At 42.3% G+C, this 25,038-nt stretch carries 20 protein-coding genes and 1 pseudogene; 5 read left to right on the top strand and 16 right to left on the bottom strand.

From position 1 onward, the window contains the following. Window positions 1–67: 67 nt before the first annotated feature. Window positions 68–1,591 (bottom strand): methyl-accepting chemotaxis protein, encoded by a 1,524-nt coding sequence (locus NSQ99_RS03140; protein WP_251667013.1) that lies wholly within the window; start codon window positions 1,589–1,591, stop codon window positions 68–70. A gap of 293 nt (window positions 1,592–1,884) precedes the next feature. Here NSQ99_RS03140 and NSQ99_RS03135 point away from each other — a divergent pair, with 293 nt between their 5' ends. Beyond that, on the top strand, window positions 1,885–2,460 hold the full coding sequence (locus NSQ99_RS03135; protein ID WP_340834986.1) for a DUF421 domain-containing protein: 576 nt from the start codon (window positions 1,885–1,887) through the stop codon (window positions 2,458–2,460). A 74-nt stretch (window positions 2,461–2,534) separates the two neighbouring features. Here the strand turns inward: NSQ99_RS03135 and NSQ99_RS03130 are convergent, their stop codons facing one another. The 3 genes from NSQ99_RS03130 to NSQ99_RS03120 form a co-directional block, all read right to left on the bottom strand. After that, on the bottom strand, window positions 2,535–2,759 hold the full coding sequence (locus tag NSQ99_RS03130) for a sulfurtransferase TusA family protein (RefSeq protein ID WP_251667015.1): 225 nt from the start codon (window positions 2,757–2,759) through the stop codon (window positions 2,535–2,537). Between the two features lie 20 nt (window positions 2,760–2,779). Then, window positions 2,780–3,832 (bottom strand): YeeE/YedE family protein, encoded by a 1,053-nt coding sequence (locus NSQ99_RS03125; RefSeq protein WP_251667016.1) that lies wholly within the window; start codon window positions 3,830–3,832, stop codon window positions 2,780–2,782. A 203-nt stretch (window positions 3,833–4,035) separates the two neighbouring features. Then, on the bottom strand, window positions 4,036–4,398 hold the full coding sequence (locus tag NSQ99_RS03120) for a winged helix-turn-helix transcriptional regulator (RefSeq protein WP_340834985.1): 363 nt from the start codon (window positions 4,396–4,398) through the stop codon (window positions 4,036–4,038). A 196-nt stretch (window positions 4,399–4,594) separates the two neighbouring features. Here NSQ99_RS03120 and NSQ99_RS03115 point away from each other — a divergent pair, with 196 nt between their 5' ends. Together NSQ99_RS03115 and NSQ99_RS03110 are read left to right on the top strand one after the other, a co-directional pair. Then, window positions 4,595–5,821 carry an MFS transporter gene (locus tag NSQ99_RS03115; protein ID WP_340834984.1) on the top strand — a complete coding sequence of 409 codons (1,227 nt, stop codon included), beginning with the start codon at window positions 4,595–4,597 and terminating at the stop codon, window positions 5,819–5,821. An 82-nt stretch (window positions 5,822–5,903) separates the two neighbouring features. Continuing rightward, window positions 5,904–6,746, top strand: coding sequence for an aldo/keto reductase (locus NSQ99_RS03110; RefSeq protein ID WP_340834983.1), 843 nt, complete (start codon window positions 5,904–5,906; stop codon window positions 6,744–6,746). A gap of 383 nt (window positions 6,747–7,129) precedes the next feature. Here the strand turns inward: NSQ99_RS03110 and NSQ99_RS03105 are convergent, their stop codons facing one another. The 6 genes from NSQ99_RS03105 to NSQ99_RS03080 form a co-directional block, all read right to left on the bottom strand. Continuing rightward, window positions 7,130–8,437 carry an ABC transporter substrate-binding protein gene (locus NSQ99_RS03105; RefSeq protein WP_340834982.1) on the bottom strand — a complete coding sequence of 436 codons (1,308 nt, stop codon included), beginning with the start codon at window positions 8,435–8,437 and terminating at the stop codon, window positions 7,130–7,132. Between the two features lie 2 nt (window positions 8,438–8,439). After that, the gene (locus tag NSQ99_RS03100; protein WP_340834981.1) at window positions 8,440–10,269 is read right to left on the bottom strand and encodes a GGDEF domain-containing protein; all 1,830 of its coding nucleotides are present in this window, start codon (window positions 10,267–10,269) and stop codon (window positions 8,440–8,442) included. Window positions 10,270–10,523: 254 nt separating this feature from the next. Further along, window positions 10,524–10,847 carry a hypothetical protein gene (locus NSQ99_RS03095; protein WP_340834979.1) on the bottom strand — a complete coding sequence of 108 codons (324 nt, stop codon included), beginning with the start codon at window positions 10,845–10,847 and terminating at the stop codon, window positions 10,524–10,526. Next, window positions 10,844–11,302, bottom strand: coding sequence for a hypothetical protein (locus NSQ99_RS03090; protein WP_340834978.1), 459 nt, complete (start codon window positions 11,300–11,302; stop codon window positions 10,844–10,846). The genes NSQ99_RS03095 and NSQ99_RS03090 overlap by 4 nt, the downstream gene beginning before the upstream one ends. A gap of 209 nt (window positions 11,303–11,511) precedes the next feature. Continuing rightward, a complete protein-coding gene (locus NSQ99_RS03085) occupies window positions 11,512–12,504 on the bottom strand; it encodes an LLM class flavin-dependent oxidoreductase (protein ID WP_340834977.1) in 993 nt (330 codons plus the stop codon). 45 nt (window positions 12,505–12,549) lie between these two features. Continuing rightward, window positions 12,550–13,029, bottom strand: coding sequence for an RrF2 family transcriptional regulator (locus NSQ99_RS03080; RefSeq protein WP_340834976.1), 480 nt, complete (start codon window positions 13,027–13,029; stop codon window positions 12,550–12,552). A gap of 210 nt (window positions 13,030–13,239) precedes the next feature. Between NSQ99_RS03080 and NSQ99_RS03075 the strand changes: the two genes are divergently transcribed. Further along, window positions 13,240–14,844: an acetolactate synthase large subunit gene (locus tag NSQ99_RS03075; RefSeq protein ID WP_340834975.1), complete on the top strand. Its 1,605-nt coding sequence runs from the start codon at window positions 13,240–13,242 to the stop codon at window positions 14,842–14,844. Between the two features lie 50 nt (window positions 14,845–14,894). Here the strand turns inward: NSQ99_RS03075 and NSQ99_RS03070 are convergent, their stop codons facing one another. Next, window positions 14,895–15,695, bottom strand: a complete 801-nt coding sequence (locus NSQ99_RS03070) for an SDR family oxidoreductase (protein ID WP_340834974.1) — start codon at window positions 15,693–15,695, stop codon at window positions 14,895–14,897. Between the two features lie 236 nt (window positions 15,696–15,931). Between NSQ99_RS03070 and NSQ99_RS03065 the strand changes: the two are divergent. Beyond that, window positions 15,932–17,485 (top strand): annotated as a pseudogene (locus NSQ99_RS03065) (IS1182 family transposase); the annotation flags it as partial. 345 nt (window positions 17,486–17,830) lie between these two features. Here the strand turns inward: NSQ99_RS03065 and NSQ99_RS03060 are convergent. From NSQ99_RS03060 to ltrA, 5 genes are all read right to left on the bottom strand, one after another. Next, window positions 17,831–19,861 (bottom strand): serine hydrolase, encoded by a 2,031-nt coding sequence (locus NSQ99_RS03060; protein ID WP_340834971.1) that lies wholly within the window; start codon window positions 19,859–19,861, stop codon window positions 17,831–17,833. Window positions 19,862–20,127: 266 nt separating this feature from the next. After that, window positions 20,128–20,901, bottom strand: a complete 774-nt coding sequence (locus NSQ99_RS03055; RefSeq protein WP_340834970.1) for a TerC family protein — start codon at window positions 20,899–20,901, stop codon at window positions 20,128–20,130. A gap of 182 nt (window positions 20,902–21,083) precedes the next feature. After that, a complete protein-coding gene (locus tag NSQ99_RS03050) occupies window positions 21,084–22,439 on the bottom strand; it encodes a polysaccharide deacetylase family protein (protein ID WP_340834969.1) in 1,356 nt (451 codons plus the stop codon). Further along, window positions 22,426–23,148, bottom strand: a complete 723-nt coding sequence (locus NSQ99_RS03045) for a hypothetical protein (RefSeq protein ID WP_340834967.1) — start codon at window positions 23,146–23,148, stop codon at window positions 22,426–22,428. The genes NSQ99_RS03050 and NSQ99_RS03045 overlap by 14 nt, the downstream gene beginning before the upstream one ends. Window positions 23,149–23,440: 292 nt before the next feature. Continuing rightward, the gene (gene ltrA, locus NSQ99_RS03040; protein ID WP_251670020.1) at window positions 23,441–24,766 is read right to left on the bottom strand and encodes a group II intron reverse transcriptase/maturase; all 1,326 of its coding nucleotides are present in this window, start codon (window positions 24,764–24,766) and stop codon (window positions 23,441–23,443) included. Window positions 24,767–25,038 lie beyond the last annotated feature (272 nt).

Raw genomic sequence — 25,038 nt, 5'->3', positions numbered from 1 at the left:
CAACGGCTTTGGAAAAGCATAAAAAAGGCGAATGATTTTAGTTAACAATAAAATCATTCGCCTAATATTATTTTAAATCTTCAATTTTTTGAATCTGGTCTTGTAGCTCCAATGTAATTGCATTAAGAGTAGTCATAACCGTAGATAATTCAGTAATTGTTGTCAATTGACCTTCAGATGCAGTAGCGACATCCTGTGTAACAAAAGAGGTGGCTTTTGCATAGCTTTCAACCTCATGGAAGGAGGCTGCCACTTCTTCTGTTGAAGCCGAAACCTCACCAGCTGATGCGGATACCTTTTGAATTTGATCCGCTACGGTATTGATCGATGCATGAATGCTTCCAAAGCGTTCACCTGTTTCCACTACCAGTTCGAGTCCCGACTTCACTTCTTGTATAACCTGTTCCATCGAAACGACTGATGAGTTGGTATCCTGCTGAATGGACTGAATAATATCTGAAATTTTATTGGCTGAAACAACCGATTGTTCTGCCAACTTCCTTACTTCACCCGCAACGACACCGAAGCCTTTTCCATGCTCACCAGCTCTCGCTGCCTCAATGGCTGCGTTCAGCGCGAGTAGATTCGTTTGAGAGGCGATTTGCGTAATTAAATCAACGATGTCGCCTATTTCTCGAGAACGGGCATCAAGCTGTTTGTTAATGTCTGAGGTCTCGCTCACCTTATTATGGATTAACTGCATTTGCTCCGTTGTTTTTTGTATCATGACATGGCCTTCGCTTGCAGCATCGGCCGATTGTACAGAAACCTCAGACACGGACCTCGATGTTTCGGAAATTTCTTGAATCCCTTTAGCAATTTCCTCGATAGCCGTCGTACTTTCTTCTGTTTGTCGTTTTTGAGTCATGGCACTGTTTGAGATTTCTTGAATATTCAAAACCATGCCCTCAATCGCTAATTTGCTCGCTTGGTAGTTATTATTCAATTGAGTAGAAGCATCGATTAGCTTTTCCGAGCTAGTTGAAAGCTTCTCGATAATGCCAGAGATGATTTGCTGCTTTCTGTCTTTTTCGTTTAATACGGCAGCAAGCTTTCTCTTGTGAACAATCTGCCAAGAGATGGCTCCTGATGTTCCAATTAAAAATAGCGCGTGTAGCACAAGCATCGAAAATGGGTAGCTTGTTGCCCCAAAGACATACTCCGTTAATACAAAGTAACCTGCCACATGCTGGACGGCAAATATAGATGACATCACGGTAATCAGCTGGATTCGTTCATAGTACCCTAGAATCGCGACAACCATAAAAATTGAAAAGTGATACTCCACCATTCCTTCCCCACCAGCAATCATAGACATACTACTAAATGTTAGAGTAAGCGTATTCAATAGAGGGATTGCTCTGTGCTCTTTATCTATCTTGTATACGATAACCGTTGCCAAAAATATTAAGATCGGGACGATCAAAAATATATTCGTTATGAAGCTTAATTGTACAGCTTCGTGACTGCCATGCGCATCCATCCAATACACAGAAACATTAGCGACACGATGTAAATAGTGGACAAGCAATGTAACAATAAGTACGATCATTGATAATATAAGCATGATACGGTTCTTTACATATTCCACCTCTAATGTATCCTCCTAATGGTTATCCCAAAAATTGTTTTGATCATTACATTTTTATTTCTTATCTAGAACAAATGACTTTTTCACTACTTTATCACTATTTATTCATACTTTAGTCCTTCATATTTTGACAAAATATACTGGTATACTACCATATAAATTAATAATTATCCATATTTTTCTTAAGCGCGCTTTAAGTCCCATATTTTCTATTTAGAATGCACTCCTGATGAATAATTTAAGGAAGTATTCCCCACCATATTCAAGTAGTCTTATTAAAGGGGTGTATACCTATGGAACTAGCTTGGATATGGAAGTCTATTTTTATAGTATTTGCAGGAATGATTCTTTTACGTTTCGCTGGGAGAAAGTCTATTTCCCAAATGAGCGTAGCTACAACCGTTATCATGATTTCGATTGGAACTACAATTGTTCAACCAATAGCTAATCATGCGATGTGGATAGCCGTAGGCTCAGCGACAATGTTCATCATTTCACTTATTATCATTGAATATTTACAACTTAAATATGATTGGTTCGAAAAGCTTATGAGTGGACGCTCAAAAGTCCTTATTGAAAACGGACAAATCAATCAACATAATCTTCGGAGCATGCGTATGACTGTCGATCAACTAGAAATGCGACTTAGACAGAATGGCGTAAGTAGCATTAGTGATGTTAGCACCGTTACACTGGAGCCTAATGGTCAAATTGGATATGAATTAATGAGACATGCCAAGCCTGTTACTATAGGAGATTTGGAACGCATCCTCGGCTTGAAATTTGAATCCACTCCAGATCAAAGCACTCTTTTTCAGGAAGTAAAATCAAACCAGCATGCGTCGTCAATCGACCCTAAGCTGCAATAAGCTAAATAAATTATGATATGTACAAACGCGAACATATAAAAAACTCACCCGCATGACTACGGGTGAGTTTTAACTTATTTTTTCTTTACGGTAATCGTCCAAGCAGCTTCGCCTAATTGCTCATACTCAACGACTTCATGACCTTCTTCAGCTGCCCAGCGAGGAATGGATTCTGTACCTTGTGTGCAATCGAATTGTACTTCAAGCTCATCGCCTGAACTTAAGTCTTTCATCGCTTCCTTTGCTTCGATTAATGGGAATGGGCATACCATGCCTAATACCTCTAATGTCTTTTTCATCTTCCACTCTCTCCTTTATATTATGCTGTTACAGCTGTCGATGCTGCAGCGCGTTGTTTTGCAGGACGAACAAATACAAAATATGATGCTGTCCACGTACCTAAAATCATAAACACTAATGCGATCCAGCCGGACCAAGTCATCATTGCTGTCATAACTAAGCCATTACCAATGGAGCATCCACCGGCTAAGCTTGCACCAAAGCCCATCAGTAAACCGCCTGATGCGCTGCGTACGCATGTTTTTGTGTCAGGCACACGTAAGCGGAATTCGCCGCTCATTTTTGCACCGAAAAATGATCCTAAGAATATACCAAGCACTAGAAATACGCCCCAATTGATGAAATCAATGTCGCCCGATACTAGAAACTGCAGAATGTTCGCTGATGGTGCCGTAATACCTAATCCGAACACACGACCAGTCGCTGCACTTAGCGGCCAAGCTGCTGTTGCAATTAAACCAATGAGAACCGCTGTAACGAACGGGTTCCAACGTTTTTCGAATAATATATGCGCTAATCCCGTTTTCTTAGGCTTTAATTGCGGAATTTTCACCTTTGGCTTTTTCAGCTCACGGTAAACAATAAACGCCACTAAAGCAACGAATGGAACAACTAAAAACCACACGTTAATTCCAAATGTATCCGCTATGGAATCTGTGCCAATGACCGGCTCACGCGCTGCCGTTGTAAAGCTTCCTAACGGACCTGTTCTCATAATAGCTGACATGAGCATGTACATCGCTAATGCAATCCAGCTTCCTATTAGCCCTTCACCTGCACGATACCAGGTTCCTGTTGCACATCCACCTGATAATATAATGCCAATACCAAAAATAAACGATCCAATCACAACTGCAAGGATTGGCAATTGACCTGCTGAATATTCAAATACACCCGCACCAATTAATGCAAACACGCCGACGCTCTGCACGGCAATGGCAATGAGGAGTGCATAAAACATACGATTATCTTTCGCTATATACATATCGCGGAAACCACCGGTTAAGCAGAAGCGACCGCGCTGCATTACAAATCCAAGTAGTACACCACATATGATGCCTGTTAGTAACATAGCATGTCCTCCTTAATACCAAGTTTTTCGATATGAATATAATACATTCGATCCTACCTATATTCAAGAACCTTTATTTAGCAATAAATAAAAAACACTAGAAAGTATCGATACATACTTCCTAGTGCCACTGTATTTGTCGGTGTAGAGATCCTTAGATTGTGCAGCATCATTTATTTCTGCGATCAGACGTTACGGATCCGTTACTCATTTAGAATATTCTCTTCTAGTACAGCAAATTTATCGCCGTAAACCTTAATAATATGTTTTTCTCCCCAAGCACAAAGTGAATCTAATATTTCTTTTAGACTCCAGCCATACTCACTTAACTCGTACTCCACCTTTGGAGGAACTTGGTTATAGATGATTCGTTTGATCACGCCATCGTCTTCTAATTCGCGCAGCTGTTGGGTGAGCATCTTCTGCGTAATGTTGGGCATAAGACGCTTTAGTTCACTTGTTCTTCTCTTTCCATGGGTGAGATGGCATAGGATGACACACTTCCACTTTCCGCCGATCACTTCGAGCGTTGCTTCTACCGATATGTTGTATTTTTTTCTCTGCATTTGAAACCCTCCACTTATAGGCACTAAAAAGTACCTATATTACTTTTTGGTACTTATATTACAAAAAAGTACGTACTTTCCTAATAAACCTCTTTCGTACATAATAGCATTTGCCGGCGGAACATGACAGTAGTTATCAAGGCTGTCATGTCATTACAAGTTACGAACTCACTTCAATACTTCAGGAGGAAAGAAGATGTCTTTGGACAAGAAACGAAGCATTTTTGCCTTACTGGCATTAGCAGTAAGTGCTTTTGCGATTGGTACAACCGAATTTATAAGTGTTGGACTATTACCTTTAATAGCACAAGACTTACAAGTCTCTATTACAACAGCCGGCTTAACGGTTTCCTTATATGCACTAGGCGTAACATTTGGGGCTCCAATTCTTACATCGTTAACCTCATCGATGTCCAGAAAGTCACTATTACTGTGGATCATGGTTGTTTTTATTGTTGGGAATAGCATCGCTGCAACGGCTACAAGCATTGAGATTTTGCTTGCAGCTCGCATAATTTCTGCCTTTTCCCATGGTGTTTTCATGTCCATTGGCTCCACTATTGCGGCTAGCTTAGTGCAGGAGGATCGAAGAGCCAGTGCGATCTCTATGATGTTTACTGGGCTAACCATCGCTACAGTAACCGGAGTTCCATTTGGAACATTTATTGGTCAGCAATTAGGCTGGAGAATTGCTTTTGTCGTTATTGTAGCAATTGGCCTTATCGCATTGCTGGCAAACAGCATACTCGTTCCATCGAATCTACAGAAAGGAAAGCAAACATCCATTAAAGATCAGCTTAAGCTAATTACGAATGTCCGATTATTGCTTGTCTTTATCATTACTGCACTAGGCTACGGGGGAACATTTGTCGTTTTTACTTATCTATCCCCTTTGCTGCAATCCGTTACCGGCTTACATGAAGATCACATCACACTCATCCTGCTTATCTATGGCATTGCTATTGCATTAGGAAATATGGTGGGTGGTAAATTATCGAACCGTAATCCAGCGAAGGCACTATATTACATGTTTATCGTTCAAGCCATCATTCTGTTTATGATGTTCTTTACACTGCCTTTTAAGGTTGCGGGATTAATTAGCGTTGGCTTAATGGGGCTGATGGCTTTTATGAACGTTTCAGGCTTACAAATTTATGTTGTCCTATTAGCAGAGCGGTTCGTTCCCTCTGCGGTAGATGTAGCTTCTGCGATGAACATCGCAGCATTTAACGCCGGAATTGCTCTTGGTTCTTTCCTAGGCAGTGTCGTGACTGACTCCATTGGTCTGATTCACACCACTTGGATAGGGTCACTCATGGTTCTCAGCGCTGTGCTGCTAACGGGATGGTCTCGTTTGCTTGAACGAAAAGACCAGAAGGCTGAAGCAGGTGAAGCGCATATGAGCTCAAGCCTGACATTGTAAGGGGGGGGATGTGGTGGACATATCAACTACAGTAACTACAGCTTGCTTATAACATTCACATAAAAACGGAGGTTTATATTCTATGATTAATCATTTACGTTCAACAGCAACATTATCAAACGGTGTTCAGATGCCTTGGCTAGGCATTGGTGTATTCAAAGTCGAGGAAGGTCCCGAGCTTGTTCAAGCGGTGAAGTTCGCGATTAAGCATGGTTATCGCAGCATCGATACAGCTTCTATTTACGGTAACGAGGAAGGTGTAGGCCAAGCCATTCGTGAAGCTCTTGAAGAAACTGGTCTGACTAGAGAGGATTTGTTTATTACCTCTAAAGTTTGGAACGCTGATTTAGGCTATGATTCAACCATTGCTGCCTATGAGACGAGCTTACAGAAGCTTGGGCTTGATTATTTAGATCTATATTTGATTCATTGGCCTGTCGAAGGGAAGTATAAGGAAGCTTGGCGTGCATTAGAAACCCTTTATAAGGAAGGAAAGGTTAGAGCAATTGGTGTAAGTAACTTCCAAGTCCATCATCTAACAGATGTCATGAAGGACGCAGAGATTGTGCCTATGATCAATCAAGTGGAGTACCACCCGCGACTCACTCAGAAGGAGCTGCAAGCTTTTTGCATGGAGCATAATATTCAGTTAGAGGCTTGGTCTCCATTGATGCAAGGTCAACTATTAGATAACCCCGTGCTTCAGGAAATTGCAGCCTCGTATCATAAAACCGTTGCTCAAATTATTATTCGATGGGATTTACAAAACGGAGTAATCACAATACCTAAATCAACAAAAGAGCACCGTATTGTCGAGAATTCATCGGTATTTGATTTCGAGTTAACGAAAGAAGATATGGCTCGCATTGATCAGCTGAACGACAATCTTCGTGTTGGTCCTGACCCTGATCATATCGACTTTTAAATCAATAGAACGGACGCTATGTATAGATAGCGTCCGTTCTTTCATGCTGCGAACAAGCTCAGCACGCAGCTCGCTCTGCAATTACTGCTTAGCGACAATTAGTTTTGATGATGTCGTAATATTGCGTATCACCTAGCCCGTAATGTCTGAATTCGGCCATGAGCTTCATGACTAGCTCTTTCTCGGATAAGTGCGGGTGACTTTAAAAGGAATCATTCGCTCGCCATTAAGAAAATTTACTGCCTTATATTTATGATACATGGCTTGGCCATTCAATACATGCAGTGTTCGATTGTCAGTCATATAGACTCCTTTTTAGAGCTACTCAACACTCATATCAACTCTCATCATCCGGTCTAGAAACGAACGTAAGTAAGAAATAATTATTGGAGGTCGCGCTGAATATATAATTGCAGCTGCTCTTGTGCAACGGAGGTAATATCCATAACATCCTGAGTTGCCGCATTGAGTGTATCGTCCGTCGTGTATTGACTTTGTCTGGATTGCTCTACAGATGAATACCATACCTCGAAAAGACGGGAATCAAGCGGAGTTGGTACTGCACTCGATCTATTCCCTCTAAGGATATCCAAGTATAAGCTGCCGCTATCCTGTCCTCCAAGAAATTCGCTAGCTGGAGCTGTCTCCATCCAATTAAATACCGTTGAGGTGTTCATAACATGTTCAAGGAACTTCTCAGCCTCTGCTTTATGCTTACTATGCTCGGTTATCGCGATAGATAAGCTTGTGTTAACGTCCACGGCTTCGATACCGAGCGGCAGCCTTGTCACCCGCCACTTGCCTGCTTGATCAGGCGCCCATTCTTCAATCGAGCTTTCTCCGAACGATTGCATATAAACGGCTACTAGCTCGTTGTTACGTAGCATCTGCTGTCCGTATGTACTCCAAACCGATATATTAGCTGCGTGATCGAATAGCTTTAAGGTTGTGTCGATCACTTGCATATACTTATCCGAGTCACGTTCATATTCAATATCTCGATTAAAGAAAAACTGTCCGTAATTTAACAATGTAATGAGATCATTTTCCCATTGAAGAAGCCACTGTCTATCCTGCTGCAGATCAGAGACAAGCTGCAGCAAGTGCTTAGGCTCACGCAAGTATGCCGCTAATGCATCGGGCTCAGCAGGATAACCTTTTTCTTCTAGTATATCGTAGCGATAATAGAACACGTAGGGATAAGCTTCAAACGGCAAGGCAATTGTGTGCTCTCCATCCAGCGACTGGTGAATATCCCACAGATGCTCACCCATCATTTTGCGATAACGGTCAAGAGGGAGATGGCTCTGCGATAAATCCGCGATTAAATCTACCGAGTTTATCGATCCAAGCATCGCTTGTGGAAGCAGCATAATATCAGGTGCTGTGCCTTCCGCCAGTGCGTTCAGATAACGCTCAGATAGTCTTGGTTCACCTTGTAAGCTCGTAAATTGTATGCGAATGTTCGGATTGGCCTCCTGGAAGCTTTGGATCTCGTAATCCAGTATAGGCTTTGGCGACCAAATCGTTATTACAACCTCTTGTTCAGCATTCTCTGTTACCCATTCTTCGTCTTGCAGATGTACTTCACCAGACTCATTGCTTTTTGCATAGCTCACATAGATATATGTCGAAAGCAAGAGCATGAAACCCAGCAGGAGGTTAAAGGCAAACAGTAATTTGGGTTTCATTATTACGCCCCTCCTTTCGGAAAATTCATCGTTGCGCCTGTGCTCAGCTTGACACGATTTCGCCCGCTTACTTTGGCTTGATACATCGCGTGGTCACTGCTGCGCAGCAGAATTTGAGCATCTTGACCGTGATCAGGATAGATAGATATACCAGCACTTAGCTCGATTTGAATGGGCTGATCATGGTACATAATGACGTCGTTTATTAGGCTTGCTTGAATATCTTGCGCCCACTGTACTAAGTCACGAGGAAAAGGCTCTCGCAGCACCACGACAAATTCATCTCCTGACAAGCGGAAGGCCTTGGTCTGAGCTGTGTTGTATTCCTTTAAGCGTGCCCCTACTTCCTTTATCACAGCATCTCCAGCCTCGTGTCCATAGTTGTCATTGATCAATTTGAATCGATCGAGATCGATGAATAAACATGCAATTTTCGTATGATCCTTCTTCGCTTCTTCGATAAGTGAAGGAAGATACAACCCGAAGGAATATCGATTGCCTAGACCGGTTAACGTATCGTAGTGGGCCATAACGCGCAGCTTGTCTTCTCTTTTATTAACCTCGCAGAACATGCTGGCTAATTCCTTGGACATATCTTCAAAGTTATTTTTTAATATATTGACTTCATGCAATGGGCTCTCTTCCCATGTAATGGTCTCTCGCAGTCGAATTCTTCGAGGAAGACCCGTCGTAAAGCTCCCAAGCTGAGTGATCGACCTCGATAATTGGTTCATAACCCGATAAGCAACGAAAGCCGCTATTAAGGTGGACATGCCGACGAGCAGCACGCTTATGACATACAGATTGAACATATTGTGTTGAAATCCTATAGCTGGTTGCTTAACAACGAGCGTATAGGGAACACGATCAAAGTGATACACCGAGACAAACTCACTTTTAGCCCATCTGTACACTTTATTGTACGAAGGAATCTCCTCTGGCTGCCACAAATATAATGAATCCGTGACTTGCTTAACAATCCCACCAGCACTCCATTCATAAGCGAAGTTGTCAGCTATTGCGGGTTCTAGCGTAGTGACCACGTTATGATTGTCATCGATGAGCGTTATCTGCACATCTGTACCTGTCGTAATGTTAGAGAACATATGCTGCAGCGATGCTTTCTGCACCATCGACCTTACTTTAAGATCTCGAAGCTCTGTCTCTGTCAGATGATTCAATCTCTCATTGACATGGCTGTATATCGTGTCGAGCCTGGATGAAATCTCAGACAAGCTCCGCTGATAAGTAAAATATCCGCTGACAAGCAGATAGATTAATGTCGGAACAATTAACAGCACCATGCAAAGATGAAAGGTAATTTGACCAATGCGCCATTTCTTCCTCGTTTTCGATGCCCCTACTGGCAAATATTCGGCAGCCAGCTTGCCAAAGAATATATTAATTAACCCATTAGCTACGGAGAACAGGAAATAAGTCATCCCATTGGAATCTGACCAATCCGTTAACCATCGATAAGCTGGGTAGAAAAATAATAATCCAAGCGTCAGCCAATAGATAGCGTCCCACAACACTGCAGATCGTTTACTTCTCCTAGCAATCCAGCCGACTAATAATATCTCGAGCGGATATAACGCAAGCAGAGGCGATTGATTCCATATATAGATGCCACAAGCGGCAGCAAAAATAATAAGTAACAACGCATAGTTTAGTGAATAGCGGAAATAAACAAACCATGCAATAGCAGTAAATAGATACAGCTCAATGCCGTATAGGAATGGGATGGGATAGTTCACAAAAAACAGCATCAATATCAACGTGAAAGCGGTTACGGTTAAAGAGGATCTGTTCAAATTATGCCTATTACTCAATTGGATGACCTCCCATCGTACAGTGAAGAAATTCTAGTTGTCGTCATTCCGTAAGCAGTGCAGTTAGTTCTAATCCACCCCTGCTTGAATATGCGAATAAAGTGTTTATTTACTTCATACTATAGCATGGTTTGTCGAGATTTGTTTATCAATCTTAATAATTAACTAGGAGCATATGCCTTGCTTCCTTTTATATAACCAGTTTTTGGAACAGATTTTAGGCCACCCTTTGCAGGATGGCCTAAGTTGATTCTTTATTCACTAAATATATAGATAAGCACACTACTAATAAATATGAGCGCAATGACACCGAGGAGTACGATGACCCGAGTTCCAATCCGCCACCACCATGGTCTCTTAACGATCCTCTTATTGATGTACTCCATCGCAAGTGCCCCGCCAGCAATAAGAACGACTAATCCGTTAAAAAAATAATCTCCTACCGTCTTGGGCCTTTCTGTGAAGGAGGATATGCCCGTCTTATTTCTCATCACTTCATCTCTTGGAAAAACAGCCATTAGCAGCGCCATGACAATTTGTAGTACAACATACGCAAGCACGATCTCTAGAACAGTCACGAGACTACTTGCTCCTTTCGTTTCTGCCAGAGAAGCGTGAATAAGATCAGCTCAAAGAGAGCATAAAACACGAACGTCAAGCTTAATGTACTACCTAATGAATCAAGAAAATGATCCGACCCTGTTGGATTCATGTCTCGGTATGTCTTTACATAGTCCCCGTATTCCGTATTGTAAGTAAACAAGAAGAACAGGACCGTGGGAATAACCGGTACAAATCTTAACGTCCTGCGAAGCTTCAAAAAGCTTAGCGATGGCTCAACAGCTGTTTTACTCCTCAGCCATGGGCGAAGGATGAAGTATAGTAACGTAACTCCGAGCAGCACAAGGCTCATAAACATAAGAAATACGGAGCCAAATATTGCAGCAAGCCCGTCAGACAGGCCTATATTTCTAACAAATGCAGAAGCCAATGCTAGCCATAGGTAAATGACGAAGTTTCTAGCATAACTCATAATGAATTTCCCCTTTCCCCCTATGCATTTTGGATTTACATGCCAGTCCATGTGAATCTATGTACTCATGATGTCTATTATAACTACCTTACAGGAAGTTTCGAGAGACATCCGAATCATTTTGATGACATAGGTTTATGGGGAAATCGGGTCACTGAAAGCTCATTGCTTCATTACATATGACATTGTATCTATTGTGGCTACATCGACTACAGTAATTCCCGTGCTAACAATCGATAAACGTCTAAACGCTTCTCTTGCGTATGAGGAATACTACAAATCATTGCTTCATCAAAGCCATAATGAGCTTGCTCCTCTTGTAGCAATGTCGCAATTTCCTTGGCTGAGCCCACTAGATGAATTTTACGATTTTCTTTAATAATCATACGATCCATCTCCGTCAATGGATAATCTCGAGCTTCTTCAGGTGTCAAAGTAGCACCAAACTGACCTCTCATAAACAGTAAACGCCATATATCCTGAGGCTTTGCTTCATACTCCGCTTCTTCCTTTGTTTCCGCTGTAGTCACCATATAAGAAACATTGATTTGTGGTTTCTCCATAAATGCTGAAGGTTGAAAATTCTTCTTGTATGCATCTAAAATTTCTTTCGTCATTTCACCATTGAAAAACTGTGCAAATGAGTAGCCTACACCTCTTCTGCCAGCTTGAACAGCACTATTGCCCGTTGATCCTAGCAGCCAGGCTTCTGGTAATATGACTTGAGCAGGTGTAGCGATTGATTTTTTATATAAGTCATCCTCGGGTACTTCGTCGTTAATCAGCTGCAATGCTGTATCGAATTTCTCATACATATTGTGAAACATCGGTTGGCGTCCTTCCGATAAAGCATAGGTCGAATAATTATCTCCCCCAGGAGCACGCCCAACACCAAAATCAATGCGGCCTGGTGCGAATGCACTTAATGTTTTAAATACCTCCGCAAGCTTCAATGGGGAATAGTGCATCAGCATGACGCCTCCGGTTCCGAGCCGAATGTTTTTAGTTTTTGCAGCTAAGTAGCCTGCAGCTACCTCGGGAGCTGAGCTTGCAAAGGTATTTGTTGCATGATGCTCTGCCATCCACATACGATGGTAGCCTAACTCATCTCCTAGAACAGCTAATTCTTCAGCCTTTTTCATCGCACCTGCTGCCGTGTTCCCTTTCGTTACAGGGGCTTGGTCTAATATACTTAGTCTCATGTATTACATCCTCCCTACACGCCATATATCGTTATCACATGAATGTTATAAAACCATTTTTTCTTGTATCCATTGCTCTGTCAGCTGCATATTCGGCTGATAGCTTTCTTTTATTTCTTCATATAATGATGCGATCGTTTCGCGTTTTAATACGGACTTCCAGGATGACTCTGCTTCTTCCATTAACGCTGTGAGCAAGCAGCAGCTTTTTTCTTCAGTCAAGTCAAGCATGTCATGCAGAACACCACATGAAGAATAAAGAGTCTGCTGGCCTTCGATAGCAACATATATATCGTATATCCGAATTTCATCAGGCTTCTTCTTTAATTTAAATCCGCCTTTTACCCCTGGCACAGAAGAAATCAGATCCGCACTAACTAGCTTCCTTAGCAGTTTCTGAAAGTACGTGGGTGAAGCTCCCAATTGTTGACTAATGGCCTCCCCAGGCAAAACCGCTTTATCTGGCAGCATGCTAAGGATTAGGATGGCGTACACCGATTGTTCTACTCCTGTTTTCATCTGCATGATCAACACCTCCTTTATTGTTCATGATCGATGTACTTATTATCCAAGCATAAGTTTATAACGCGGATAATTGTTATCCACGTTAGTGTAGTATTTTATGATAGATATGTAAAGCTTACTGTCCTGCACCATTCACCTTTAGTATCGTATAGGTGCTTAACATTTATGGGTAACATAGGGTAAACATAGCAAGCAGAGAGGCGAAGTATAATGAAAAAGGCAACAGATCTACTTGTTCAGTGCTTAGAGGATGAAGGAGTCGAGTATATTTTCGGTATTATGGGTAAGGAAACCCTTGATCTAATCGATTCTTTATCTCAGTCTAAAAAAATCCAGTTCATTCATGTTCGTCATGAACAAGGGGCAGCTTTTATGGCAGATGTATACGGTAGGCTAACCAATAGAGTTGGTGTTTGCTTATCAACTTTAGGACCTGGAGCGACAAATTTATTGACCGGAATGTCTAGTGCACATTTAGACCATTCTCCGGTTGTAGCTATTACAGGGCAAGCAAGCTTCGAAAGACAGCATCAAGAATCTCACCAATATTTAGATATCGTTAAAATATTTGAGCCTGCTACCAAATGGAGCGTTCAAATTAAAGACCCGCAAACGATACCAAAAATCATACGTAAGTCTTTTAGATTAGCACGAATGGAAAAGCCAGGCGCGGTATTAATTGAATTACCTGAGAACATTGCATCACAAATGACTTTAACGGAGCCATTGCCAGTACTGCCTAATCCAAAGAGTACGTCAATCTCGCAAGCTATAGAGGATGCATGTACGTTAATAGACCATAGCCAAAAGCCACTTGTCATCGTCGGGAACGGGGTTATTAGGCAAGAAGCTATGTCAGCACTTCTGACTTTTGTAGAGAAACTACAATCACCTGTTATCCATAGTTTTATGGCAAAGGGGATTTTGCCTAAAAATCATGAACAAAATTATTTTACATTTGGCTTTAAAAAGAATGATGCGGTATTACCAATCATAGAGCAGTCTGACCTACTCATTGTTGTTGGTTTTGATGTTGTGGAGTGTCCGCCTCAGGATTGGAATAAAATGAAGCGACCTATTTTACATATCGATTCATTGCCCGCCGAAATGGACGAGCATTACCCTGTTGCAGGAGAATTAGTTGGTGATGTGAATGAGATTCTTCACGCTCTTAATAAACAAGCTATGCCGACTAGACGATGGGTTCCGAGTGGACATTTAAAGGAACAGATTAAGAGAGCTTATCATATTGAACTAGATGTTAAAGAAATTTTATCATTTACGATAGAGAATATACTAACCGTTATTGAAAAAAATGCATCGGAACAAACCATCGTTATTTCTGATGTAGGTGCTCATAAGCTCTCGATTGCCCGTACCTATCAACCAAAGCAGGCAGGTAGAGTTATTATCTCCAATGGACTTGCCTCAATGGGTATAGCGTTACCCGGTTCTATTGGTGCTAAATTAGCCTGCCGAGACGCTCCAGTCATTTGTATTACTGGGGATGGAGGGGCTTTAATGAATATGTCTGAATTAGAAACTGCTAAACGACTTGGTCTGTCTTTTATTATTATTGTATTAAACGATTCAACGTTAAAGCTAGAAGAGCAAATGATGCAAGAAAAATTCGGCAATAGCTTTGGTGCGGCCTTTGAAAACCCTGACTTTGTACAGCTTGCTAATAGCTTCGGAATAAAAGGAGTTAGACCTAAACATTTGAATGAATTCGATCAAATACTGGAAGAGGCTTTGAAACAAAACAACGAAGTGACACTGATCGATGTCTATATGAAAGGTATTAAATCAATCTGAGTCATGTATAAGCAGATAGGGCCATCCTTAGCGGATGACCCTGTAAATTTTTAGCTAAAACCGCCTCTAGAATGAATGATCTCACCGGTTATCCACTGAGAATCATCGCTCGCAAGAAAAGTAATCAGCTTTGCCACATCCTCTGGAACACCAATCCGCCCCATCGGGAATTGTGGCAGCAGCGCTTTCTTGATTTCTTCGGTCATCCAGCCAGTATCGGTAGGTCCAGGGTCGACCGCGTTAACTGTAATATGAAGTGGCGCCAGCTCTGCAGCAAGTGATTCAGTAAACACGGAAATTGCCCCCTTAGTTGCTGCATAGGCAAGATTTCCGGGCATAGGTGATTTTCCTTGGCCGGAAGTCATGTTAATAATACGCCCGCCAAGTGTATGGCTGGAACCTATATTTTTCATTTCCGCTTCAAGCATTCGAGCGAATTCCGCAGATAACATAAAGGTACCTCTAATGTTCACAGCACAATGAGCGTCAATAAGCGACTCATTTAATTGACGAAAATCAGCATCCACGCTATACGTTGCGTTGTTAACGAGAATGGTTGGCAACCCCAAGGTTTTCTGAACTTCAGCCAGCAGATCGGCTGCGGAGCCTGACTGGGCAAGGTCTAGCTTCATATGTGCGGCTTGAACACCCATTTTCCGTAATTCTTGTGCAAAGATATCAGGCCAATGCTCATCTACACTTCGAGGATATACCTCTTGGTCGTATTCACACAAATGCGTGAAGAACAAGCTGGCTCCCTCGTTAGCTAGTGCCCTGCAAATCGCTGCCCCAATGCCGCCTTCACGACTTACACCTGTAATGATAGCAATTTTACCTTGTAATTTATTCATAGATCATACCTCCGATAAGGAAGTTGAGCGTGCCGTTCTACGCTTGGAGATGAATGATGTGCCGCTCAATAATAAAAAAGAAGCTGGGACAAAACCCCACCTGACAAACAAAGAAAGCCGTTGAAATTTTACGACGAGTAAAATTTCAACGGCTTTAATATTTTTTAAATACAAAAAGAACACCATCTGTTAAAATTAAGTCACCACAACCAAATCCAACAAGAAAGGTGTTCCTTATGTTTAAAGATTATAACATGAATCAATTAGTTTTGCCTCTAGATTTAGAAGTTAAATTACAAGAAAACGACATTGCGTTTCATATCCATCATCTTGTAGAAAGTATTCCAGATGAAGCCTTTGCTTCATTTCTTCGTCATTCAGGTTGTCCAGCTTATCATCCACGCATGATGCTCAAACTTATTTTATGCGGCTATACTCAGTCTGCTTTTTCAGGTCGAAAAATCGAAGCATTAACGAAGGACAGCATTCGTATGATGTGGTTAGCCCAAGGGTATGAGCCTAGCTACCGCACCATTAATCGTTTTCGTATTCATCCTGAAATGAAAAACCTCATCCGTCAATGCTTTATTCAGTTTCGTTGTCAACTCGTTGAAGAAAGGCTCATTGATCAGGAGGCTATTTTTATTGACGGTACAAAGATCGAAGCCAATGCGAATAAGTTTACATTCGTTTGGAAAAAAGCCATCGAAAAGCATCACCGTAGACTCATTGAACAATCCAATCAGCTCTACAATGAACTGCTGAACAACAAGATCATTCCTGAAATGGCACGTGAACAGGATGAACAGCTTTCCAATGAACAACTACAAGAAATCGCAAAAAAACTAGAGGAAGTTGTAGAGGACTATACACAAACCATCGCTCATACAGAGGACATCGCTGAGCGTAAGCAGCTACGCCGTCAACGCAAAACACCTAAGCAAATGGTCAAGCAGGTTCGAGAATGGATTGGACGTAAACAAAAATATGAAAAGGATCTAGACATTTTAGGTGCACGCAACAGCTATTCTAAAACAGATCATGATGCCACCTTCATGCGTATGAAAGACGACTACATGAAAAACGGACAACTCAAGCCTGGTTACAACGTCCAAATTGCAACCGAAGGGCAATACACGTTGGCCTATGGCATTTTCCCTAACCCAACCGATACAAAAACGTTGATTCCATTCCTACATACCATTGAAGAAGAATACTTTGAATTACCTCAACATATTGTTGCGGATGCAGGCTATGGCAGTGAACAAAATTATGATCATATTTTAACGAAGATCAACCGTACACCTCTGCTCACGTATGCTCATTACTTGAACGAGCAAAAAAGAAGATTCAAGACAGACCCTTTCCAAACGAGTAATTGGGAGTACGATGCAGAGCAAGATCACTATCTGTGCCCCAATGAGAAGAAACTTCTATTTCAGCGCTATGTTACGCGCAGAGACCGCTCAGGCTTTATGCGAAAATTTAAGCTATATGAATGTGAAGAATGTACAGGCTGCCCATTCCGTTCTACCTGCACCAAAGCACAAGAGGGAACGAATCGTACGCTCATGATCAATGAAACATGGGAGCAGCAAAAAGCCTATGTGAGAGAGAAGCTTTCAGAAGACAAAACAAACAAGCTCTACCGCCAACGAAAAATTGACGTAGAGCCAGTTTTTGCCTTCTTGAAGGCTAATTTAGGTTTCACTCGTTTTATGCTTCGAGGGAAATCTAAAGTCGAATATGATATTGGTCTAGCATTATTGGCTGTTAACTTGAGAAAGTATGCGGTGAGGACGTAAGTTTTCACCCATAAGTAACAAGCAATATGCAACAGGGATGAAATCTGAATCGATTTCATCCCTGTTTTGTTTATGAGAAGCTAGTTTTGTCCCAGCCTCATGAGCAGTTGTAGCAACGGTAGCCTCGCGTCCCTTGAATTGGTTGCGACCGGCATAATTGAACAGAGCTATGGCACACCATGACCCCGGATTATGCAGCGATCAACTTATTACACCATTACAAGGAAGTACACATTAACTCGCGAGTCCCCTTTCCGTCATCTCCATATTTTGTATTATTAACCAAAAATATAATTCAGTCAATCCCGAGAGCAACTAGGGAAGCTTATTTTATTGCTGAGGAACTTGGACGAGCTTTGCGAGCATCGCCGCAGCTTCCTTACGAAGCATAGTTTCCTGTGGTCGGTAATTCCAGTCTCCATCCTCATCGACAGAAACCTCTGGTCCGTAGAAGCCTGCCAGAAGCATCATATTCACTGCGTCTGCTGCCCAAGGTGATGGTGTATCCTTGAGTTTAGCCTGAGGAGCTACTCCTGCCCCTTGCAGCTGCATCAAACGATATACGATAGCAGCAGCCTCCTGCCGCTTTAAAGGTTCATCTGGTGCAAAGCTTCCACCCGGCATCCCTTTTAATAGCCCGAGCTCCAAAGCTGTTTGAATTTCCTTCTCCAGCTTATGACCCTTTGTATCTACGAACATGGCCTCACTCTCAGATAGAGGAAGCTTTAACAAACGTATGAAGTAAGCAACATATTCGCCACGAGTAATTACATCATCAGGACGGAAAAGCTCCTGAACATCCTCAAAAATATTAAAGCTTTGAAGATCGTAAATATACGGAGCATAGACGTGGTCATTTGCTACATCTGCATAGATCTTTTCTTCAATGCGGATTGAATACCCAACGTTTCTGTACTTAAAGTAATGAGGCTCGCCTGCAGCATTGTTCTTAAAGACAAGCTCTCTTTCCTCATCATCAATAAAGGTCATCGGGTCAACCTGTGTAAATTCAATATTACCAAGCATAGTATCCTCCATGCTTAGCTTACCGTCACCAGTTACTTTAATTTTAGATCTCCAGTTGTCCAATCTCAGATCTGTATAGATACCCTCGAATTTAGCTAATTCCTCTTGTGACGTATTGAGCTGTTGATGTTGTTCCCCAATATTCGGAATGAATGTCTGCATAAATTCACGATACAACTCTTCTCTTATCATCCCATTGTTTCCATTCACATTCACAAATACCCCGATCTCATGCTCAGGAAGCAGCCACATGTAGGAGCTGAAGCCGAGAATATCTCCACCTTTAGCAATAACACGCTGGCCATTATCATATTGTGGATACATAGAAGCTTCGAAGCCATAGGCCATAACAGGCTTGCCCGGCTGAATATATACCTGATACTCCTGCATAAGCTTTGCTGTCTCTGGCTTTAGAATACGAACTCCCTGATAGCTGCCTTCATTCAAATGTGCCATCATAAAAATCGCAGCATCCGCTGCTGTTGTATACCAGCCACCATGAGGATGATCGGACGGCTTAATGCTATATTGTGGGTATGGCTGCCCGTCAGGCATATAACCAGTTGCCATGCCCTCAGCAATCTCCGGTGTTAGACGGAAGCCAGAGTTCTCCATGCTAAGCGGTTTAAATATTTGCTCCTGCACGTAGTCTTCAAACTTTTGTTGGCTAACATATTCAACGATATAGCCTTGTAGCATCGATGCAAAATTGTCGTACATAAACACTTCTCCTGGCTTTCGCACAGTTTTAGGAATGCTAGCTTTCACATAGCTCTCCAGATCGTAATAATCGTCAAGTGTATAGTAAATATCTCCAGGACGTATATCCATACCGTTATTAAAGCCTGTTGTATGAGTAAGTAAATGTGCGATCGTTACAGGATTCTCTTCTGAGTATTGAATCCATGGCTCTGGCAAGTAGTCATTCACCCCTGCATCAAGTGAAATCTTGCCTTGCTCAACAAGCTGCATAAGAGCAGTAGCGGTGACAAGCTTAGCAATTGATCCTGTACGGAATAGTGTTTTGTCTGCAAGCACAGCTGTTTTCGTTGCGACATCCGCTTCACCAAAGCCTTGTTGATATAATACGTTGTTTCCTTGAACAATGGAGATAATTGCACCTGGTACATTCCATTCCTCTAGCTTTGCTTTGCTGAAGAACCGTTCTGCAAACTTCTTCAATTCTGACTCATTCAACTGAACGCTGACAAACGTGTGATTAGACACTGAGCTGGCTGCAGGCGAATCAGCCATTACGGTAACAGGTACAGCTGACGTAACGATTAGACCTAATAGTAGAACAGCCATTGCTGTTTTTACAAATCTTTGCTTCACTATTTCTCCACATCCTTTATTATTGTTATCGATAATGATAATAATAAATATGTGTTCAGTCAACGTATATTTATCGACATTATCCGAGGAACTATACCCCATTTCAACTAGGCTAGTTGCTTGTCACTTATTTATCTTATGCATAACATCAATAAAAAAAGCACTCTCATGTGCTGCATCCTGTAATCAGATTGTAAGACCTAATTATTAGAATCAGCGCCAAGGAGCACCTTTTAATTTTCGTATATAACCATGCAGCTTATTGATTAAGCATGGTCTGCCTTTTGAACCTTGTTGCTAGGAGCAAACCATCCTAATAGCGCGATCGCAACTAGCACAATATAGAAAATGGACGTCCATAACGTACCATGAGGAAAATGAGGATCTAGCACTCCAATATCCCCGTGAGCGAGTGTAATGATGGCTAGCTTAACCCCTACCCACGCAACGATTGCATATGCCGTTGTCTCAAGCGCTGGACGTTTTGCAAGCAGCTTAACAAACCAAGTCGCTGCAAATTTGATTAGAATCAAGCCCGCAATACCACCAAGCACGACGACTATAAATTGTCCACCGTCCATGCCTCCAAACTCTCCAAGCGGTGAATCTGGAAGTCCAAGCGCGAGCGCTACTGCAGCTAGAATGGAGTCAATCGCAAAAGCAAGGTCCGCTAATGCTATTTTTCCTACCGTAGGCCAAAAGCCTTTTCCCGCTGCTTCTTTCTCTGTTTCCTTACGATTTTCCTCATTCTTCTTACCGAACTTAGCCTTGATAATGTGCTTCAAACCCAAATACAAAAGATAGGCTGCACCGATTGCCTGTACCTGCCATACATTTGCGATAAAAGAAATGGCAAATAAAGCGGCAAACCGAAAAACAAAGGCCATAATAATTCCATAATTAATCGCTTTTTTCTTCTGATCGTCAGGCAGATGCTTCGCAATAACCGCTAAAACAAGTGCGTTGTCAGCTGACAGCAAACCTTCCAAACCGATTAGAATGAGTAAAGCCCACGCATACTCTAACCATATTGAATCCAACTTATTTTCTCCCTTCTCCAACCAGTGTAGATACAGCAACGTATACATATTGTTTGCTTAGAAATAATACGTATACGTAAAACTGATCTTGGAGATTTCATTTTTTTATAAAGCTTTATAAAAATACACTCGAACAGAATAATAATACCAAAAATTACACTATTCTCGTCAATAGGGAGGAATTATTTAAAAGTGACAAAGGTTAAATTTTTATCTTTTAAGTATTTTATAATTTCGGGTAATGCTTCGACCGTATTTTTATCCTCGTGCAGCACATATATACCACCTGAAGCTTCGACCTGATGAAAATATCGGATAATGTCTTCTGGATGCTTCGCATTCCAATCTTCCGGGTCTCGATTCCACATAAGGGTCTTCATGTTCAACTTCTTTGCCTCTGACACAAGCTTATCGTTAACCTCACCGTATGGAGGGCGAAACAAAGTAATGGCATGATCCGTCAACGATTCCAGAACGTCGTTTGTCTTCATTAAATTCTCATGCTGTTTTTGTGCGTCAGCTTTAGTTAGCACACTGTGATCCCATGAATGATTCCCGATAGCCATCCCATTCTCAAGCGTATAGGTCACGGCATCCTGATTGCGCGCCACATTCTGTCCTACGAATAAAAACGTCGCCGCTACGTTCTGTTCCTTCAAAATATCTACGATCTGCTCTGTAAGCGCAGACGGACCATCATCAAAGGTTAATGCGACGTATTGCTCCGGTAGTCCAAAAAGCTTCATCTCCTCAGTGATCTCAAAAACTTCATAGTCCCCCTGAAGTGGATTGCTACTAGACTGCATCGAGACCTCTAATACGTCAGATGGATCTGCAATAATATCGTCATTCTGCACTAGATCTATACCCGCCACATCATTTATGATGCCCTGGTCATGAATTGCTTCTGAATGCTCCGTTGTTACCTCTGCCTTCACGATACCAATGGGCTCGCTAAGCTTTCGCACTAAATCGCCCTTGCCTTGCGAGCTGGTAGAGAATACCGCCAATATACTGAATATAATCATTACGATCATCGATACCTTTGACGTGCGTGTAGAGAAAATCCTTAGAAGTTGTGCTTGGTGTAGGTGTTCCTCATGTTCAGCTGCATTCGATACTCCCTGTTCTTCCTCGTTCTTCAGAGTAGGTGGGAAGGATCTAAGATCCGTTAATTGCTGTATGTAATGCTCGGTGCATGGAAAATACTGAATATCCCGAGTAACACCTGAACCTTTTATTAGAGAGCTGTAGAAGGTATTTTGGTATGGATCCCATTTGGCATAGGGAGATAGTCTAACTCTGTCTCCGATCCATGGCTTTAACGATTCAAGCCCCTGATACGTTAACTCATCGATCTTTATCTCATACGTAGCTTGCCTTTCCTCTTGAGTAACGATGAGCTTCATCTGATTGAAACCGTCTATCGTTTTCCCGAGTGATAGCAGCTCGATGACTTGCGTGTTGTATGTTTCCATTCCATCCCCGTCTTTCTTCCCCGAACCCGATAGTTTTCTAATCGATTCAAGCTCCCTCATTAGCCCCTGTATTCGATGCATAAGGAGATGTCAGACGGTTAGTAAAGTCATTTACAATATTAAGGAGATGCTCCTTCTCCTGGCGAAGGGCGTCAGATCTCTGCTTCATTTGATTGAGCTCAGCTTCAAGTCTCATATTCTTCTCCTCAAGCTCATTAATCCTCTTCGTCTTATCGGCAGTCGTCTCATTGTGCTTCTGGAGCAAGCCTGCATAGTTTTGTCGTTCAAGCTCAATGACACCCTTTAGCTGCTCAATCTCACCAGATAGCGTAGTATGTAGCTCCCGATAGTCCTCCATCATCTGATCAACCTTCAGATTGTTATCTGATAGCCTACGCTCTAGCTCCATAATGCTTTTCTCACGATCCTCGATGACCTTACCCAAATTCCTCAAGTCTTTGTTCATTCGGTCATTCTGTCCGTTCGCTTGATTTAATCGATCCTGCATCTCGTTATAACTCAGCTCAACATGCTGCTTCGCCTTAACCATCTGCTCTACGGCGATGACTAGATCAAGCGTGCTTTTATCCATATGACCTTTATTGTTGAAAAATGAGCCTAGAGTCTCTTCATTCGTTTCGGAATTAGTCGAATATACCGACTCCACCGCTTCATTTTGTGTTTCTTCCAAGTCCCTACTAATGCCGAGGTCCTCTCGCGAATGCTCCTGCTCAAGACTACTCTTCTTCTTTTTGAACGGAGAAAACATAGTTGAAATCACCTTTTCTGAGTGTAATTGTTGAATTTTGTTGAAATATGTATTCTTTCATTATAGTTGAATCTCCCAATTAAATTAGTAGGTCAAATATACCCATTTGTCGTTGAGGGGTAAGACTTAGGGATGGGTCTCTCGTGAAGTTTGGTACTATTTTACTAGAATATATAGAGATTGGGATCTAAAAGAACTGTGAAACTCAACAAATCGAGTAGGCCTATGCGCATGCGCATAGGCCTCTCACAGATCCGGACATGCGGGTCATCGCATCCGGCTCCTCCAGTGACTATCCCCTCTGGGGATGAAGTTCTTTGTAAATCATAGATAGACTGCAAAGACCGATTTCTTCAAACCATTGATTTGGCATCGCATATTGAGCATAAGTGGAATGAGAACTGCGCCATGCTGTCATACGTAGCCCAGGTAGGTCACGGCTTTTCCATCCTCTTCTACGCATCTCTCGGTGAAGTTTCCGCACCTTTCTCCAGCTTCGCAACTGGACAGAACGAAGCCTTCTTCTTATCCATTTGTCCAGATCCCGAAATCTCATCTGTACATCTGCCATTCCGAAATAGTTGCCCCACCCACGGAGATAGGGATTCAATTTTTTCTTCACCAATTGCTGCACATCCACCGTTTGGTTTCGTCTTGTGATTTCCTTCACACGTTTCTTGAATTTTGTCATCGCTTTATCTGACGGTACCATCCATTTCCCTGGTTTGAATTCATGCCCAAGAAACTCGAAAGATTCCCTCTTGCTATTGACGATTTTCGTCTTTTCTGGATGAATGATAAGTCCCATTTCTCTCTCTAGCAGCTTCGTTACCGATTTTAGAATCCGCTCTGCTCCTTTTTGCGTACGACAACAAATCACAAAGTCATCTGCATAGCGTGTCAGTCGATGCCCGCGTTCCGTCATCGCCAGATCTAACGGATGTAGATAGATATTGGCTAGCAGAGGGCTGATGACTCCCCCTTGTGGTGTGCCCTGCTCATTTAGGTGAAAGCTTCCACCGTCTAGGATACCTGCCTTCAGGAATTTCTCCAACAAAGTTAACACACTTCCATCGACTACGGTTTCTTTCACCATGCGGATGAGCTTCTCATGCGGAATGGTGTCGAAATAAGACTTCAAGTCTGCATCAATCACATATCGATATCCATCGTTTAGATCTTGACGGATCTTCTTCAATGCCATGTGTGCACTTCTTCCCGGTCGAAACCCATAGCTACAATCCATAAACTTTGATTCATAAATCGGTTCCAATATGCGCCTCGTTGCGGCTTGAACCACTCGGTCTCCCACGGTAGGAATGCCCAGCGGCCTTGACGTTCCGTCTGCTTTGGGGATGTAGACACGACGTACGGGTTTTGGGTGATACGTCTTGTTCTTTAGTGTCTGCTGAACCACTTCTAGATGGTGTTCCAACTGCGATTCGAATGCCTGGATGGTCATTCGATCAATCCCTGCTGAACCTCGGTTTCGCTTGACCTCTTTAAAGGCTTCCTCTAGGTTTGGCTTCGCCCATATCTTGTCGATGAGGCTGTACCATTTGCGTTCCTTTTGATTTACTCCTTCACGAGAGTGATTGGTTGTTCCTTGTTCTTCCATGTTCGTTTTCCTTCCCGATTTCGTTCCATGATTTGTAGCCTTACGGCAATCTTCATTTCCAAAATAGTACTCGCCCCAGACGGCTTCTCCTTATGTTCATTCCCCGGATCTACGCACATCCTAGCTCCCCGGCTTCTGTCTGGCACATGGCTTCTCTCCATCTCTCTTCTTCCACGGTTTCGGGCTTCACACAAGTCTTCGCCTTTTGAGTCGAAGCTTGTATTGACGACATCGCGCCAATTCATTTGCCTTTGCGGTCTTTCCGGCAAACT

It is taken from the genome of Paenibacillus sp. FSL W7-1287 (genome assembly GCF_038004245.1).
Taxonomy (GTDB): domain Bacteria; phylum Bacillota; class Bacilli; order Paenibacillales; family Paenibacillaceae; genus Pristimantibacillus; species Pristimantibacillus camelliae.
The sequence above is the reverse complement of the archived record's forward strand: the minus strand, read 5'-3'. Positions and strand labels throughout refer to the sequence as shown.

Excerpts from the sequence above, each read along its gene's own strand:
- NSQ99_RS03090 (WP_340834978.1), bottom strand. The coding sequence starts at position 11,302 with ATGAGTTATGCTAGAAACTTCGTCATTTACCTATGGCTAGCATTGGCT.
- NSQ99_RS03075 (WP_340834975.1), top strand. The coding sequence starts at position 13,240 with ATGAAAAAGGCAACAGATCTACTTGTTCAGTGCTTAGAGGATGAAGGA.
- NSQ99_RS03070 (WP_340834974.1), bottom strand. The coding sequence starts at position 15,695 with ATGAATAAATTACAAGGTAAAATTGCTATCATTACAGGTGTAAGTCGT.
- NSQ99_RS03130 (WP_251667015.1), bottom strand. The coding sequence starts at position 2,759 with ATGAAAAAGACATTAGAGGTATTAGGCATGGTATGCCCATTCCCATTA.
- NSQ99_RS03050 (WP_340834969.1), bottom strand. The coding sequence starts at position 22,439 with ATGAGGGAGCTTGAATCGATTAGAAAACTATCGGGTTCGGGGAAGAAA.
- NSQ99_RS03045 (WP_340834967.1), bottom strand. The coding sequence starts at position 23,148 with ATGTTTTCTCCGTTCAAAAAGAAGAAGAGTAGTCTTGAGCAGGAGCAT.
- NSQ99_RS03080 (WP_340834976.1), bottom strand. The coding sequence starts at position 13,029 with ATGCAGATGAAAACAGGAGTAGAACAATCGGTGTACGCCATCCTAATC.
- NSQ99_RS03115 (WP_340834984.1), top strand. The coding sequence starts at position 4,595 with ATGTCTTTGGACAAGAAACGAAGCATTTTTGCCTTACTGGCATTAGCA.
- NSQ99_RS03105 (WP_340834982.1), bottom strand. The coding sequence starts at position 8,437 with ATGAAACCCAAATTACTGTTTGCCTTTAACCTCCTGCTGGGTTTCATG.
- NSQ99_RS03120 (WP_340834985.1), bottom strand. The coding sequence starts at position 4,398 with ATGCAGAGAAAAAAATACAACATATCGGTAGAAGCAACGCTCGAAGTG.
- NSQ99_RS03110 (WP_340834983.1), top strand. The coding sequence starts at position 5,904 with ATGATTAATCATTTACGTTCAACAGCAACATTATCAAACGGTGTTCAG.
- NSQ99_RS03085 (WP_340834977.1), bottom strand. The coding sequence starts at position 12,504 with ATGAGACTAAGTATATTAGACCAAGCCCCTGTAACGAAAGGGAACACG.
- NSQ99_RS03125 (WP_251667016.1), bottom strand. The coding sequence starts at position 3,832 with ATGTTACTAACAGGCATCATATGTGGTGTACTACTTGGATTTGTAATG.
- NSQ99_RS03135 (WP_340834986.1), top strand. The coding sequence starts at position 1,885 with ATGGAACTAGCTTGGATATGGAAGTCTATTTTTATAGTATTTGCAGGA.
- ltrA (WP_251670020.1), bottom strand. The coding sequence starts at position 24,766 with ATGGAAGAACAAGGAACAACCAATCACTCTCGTGAAGGAGTAAATCAA.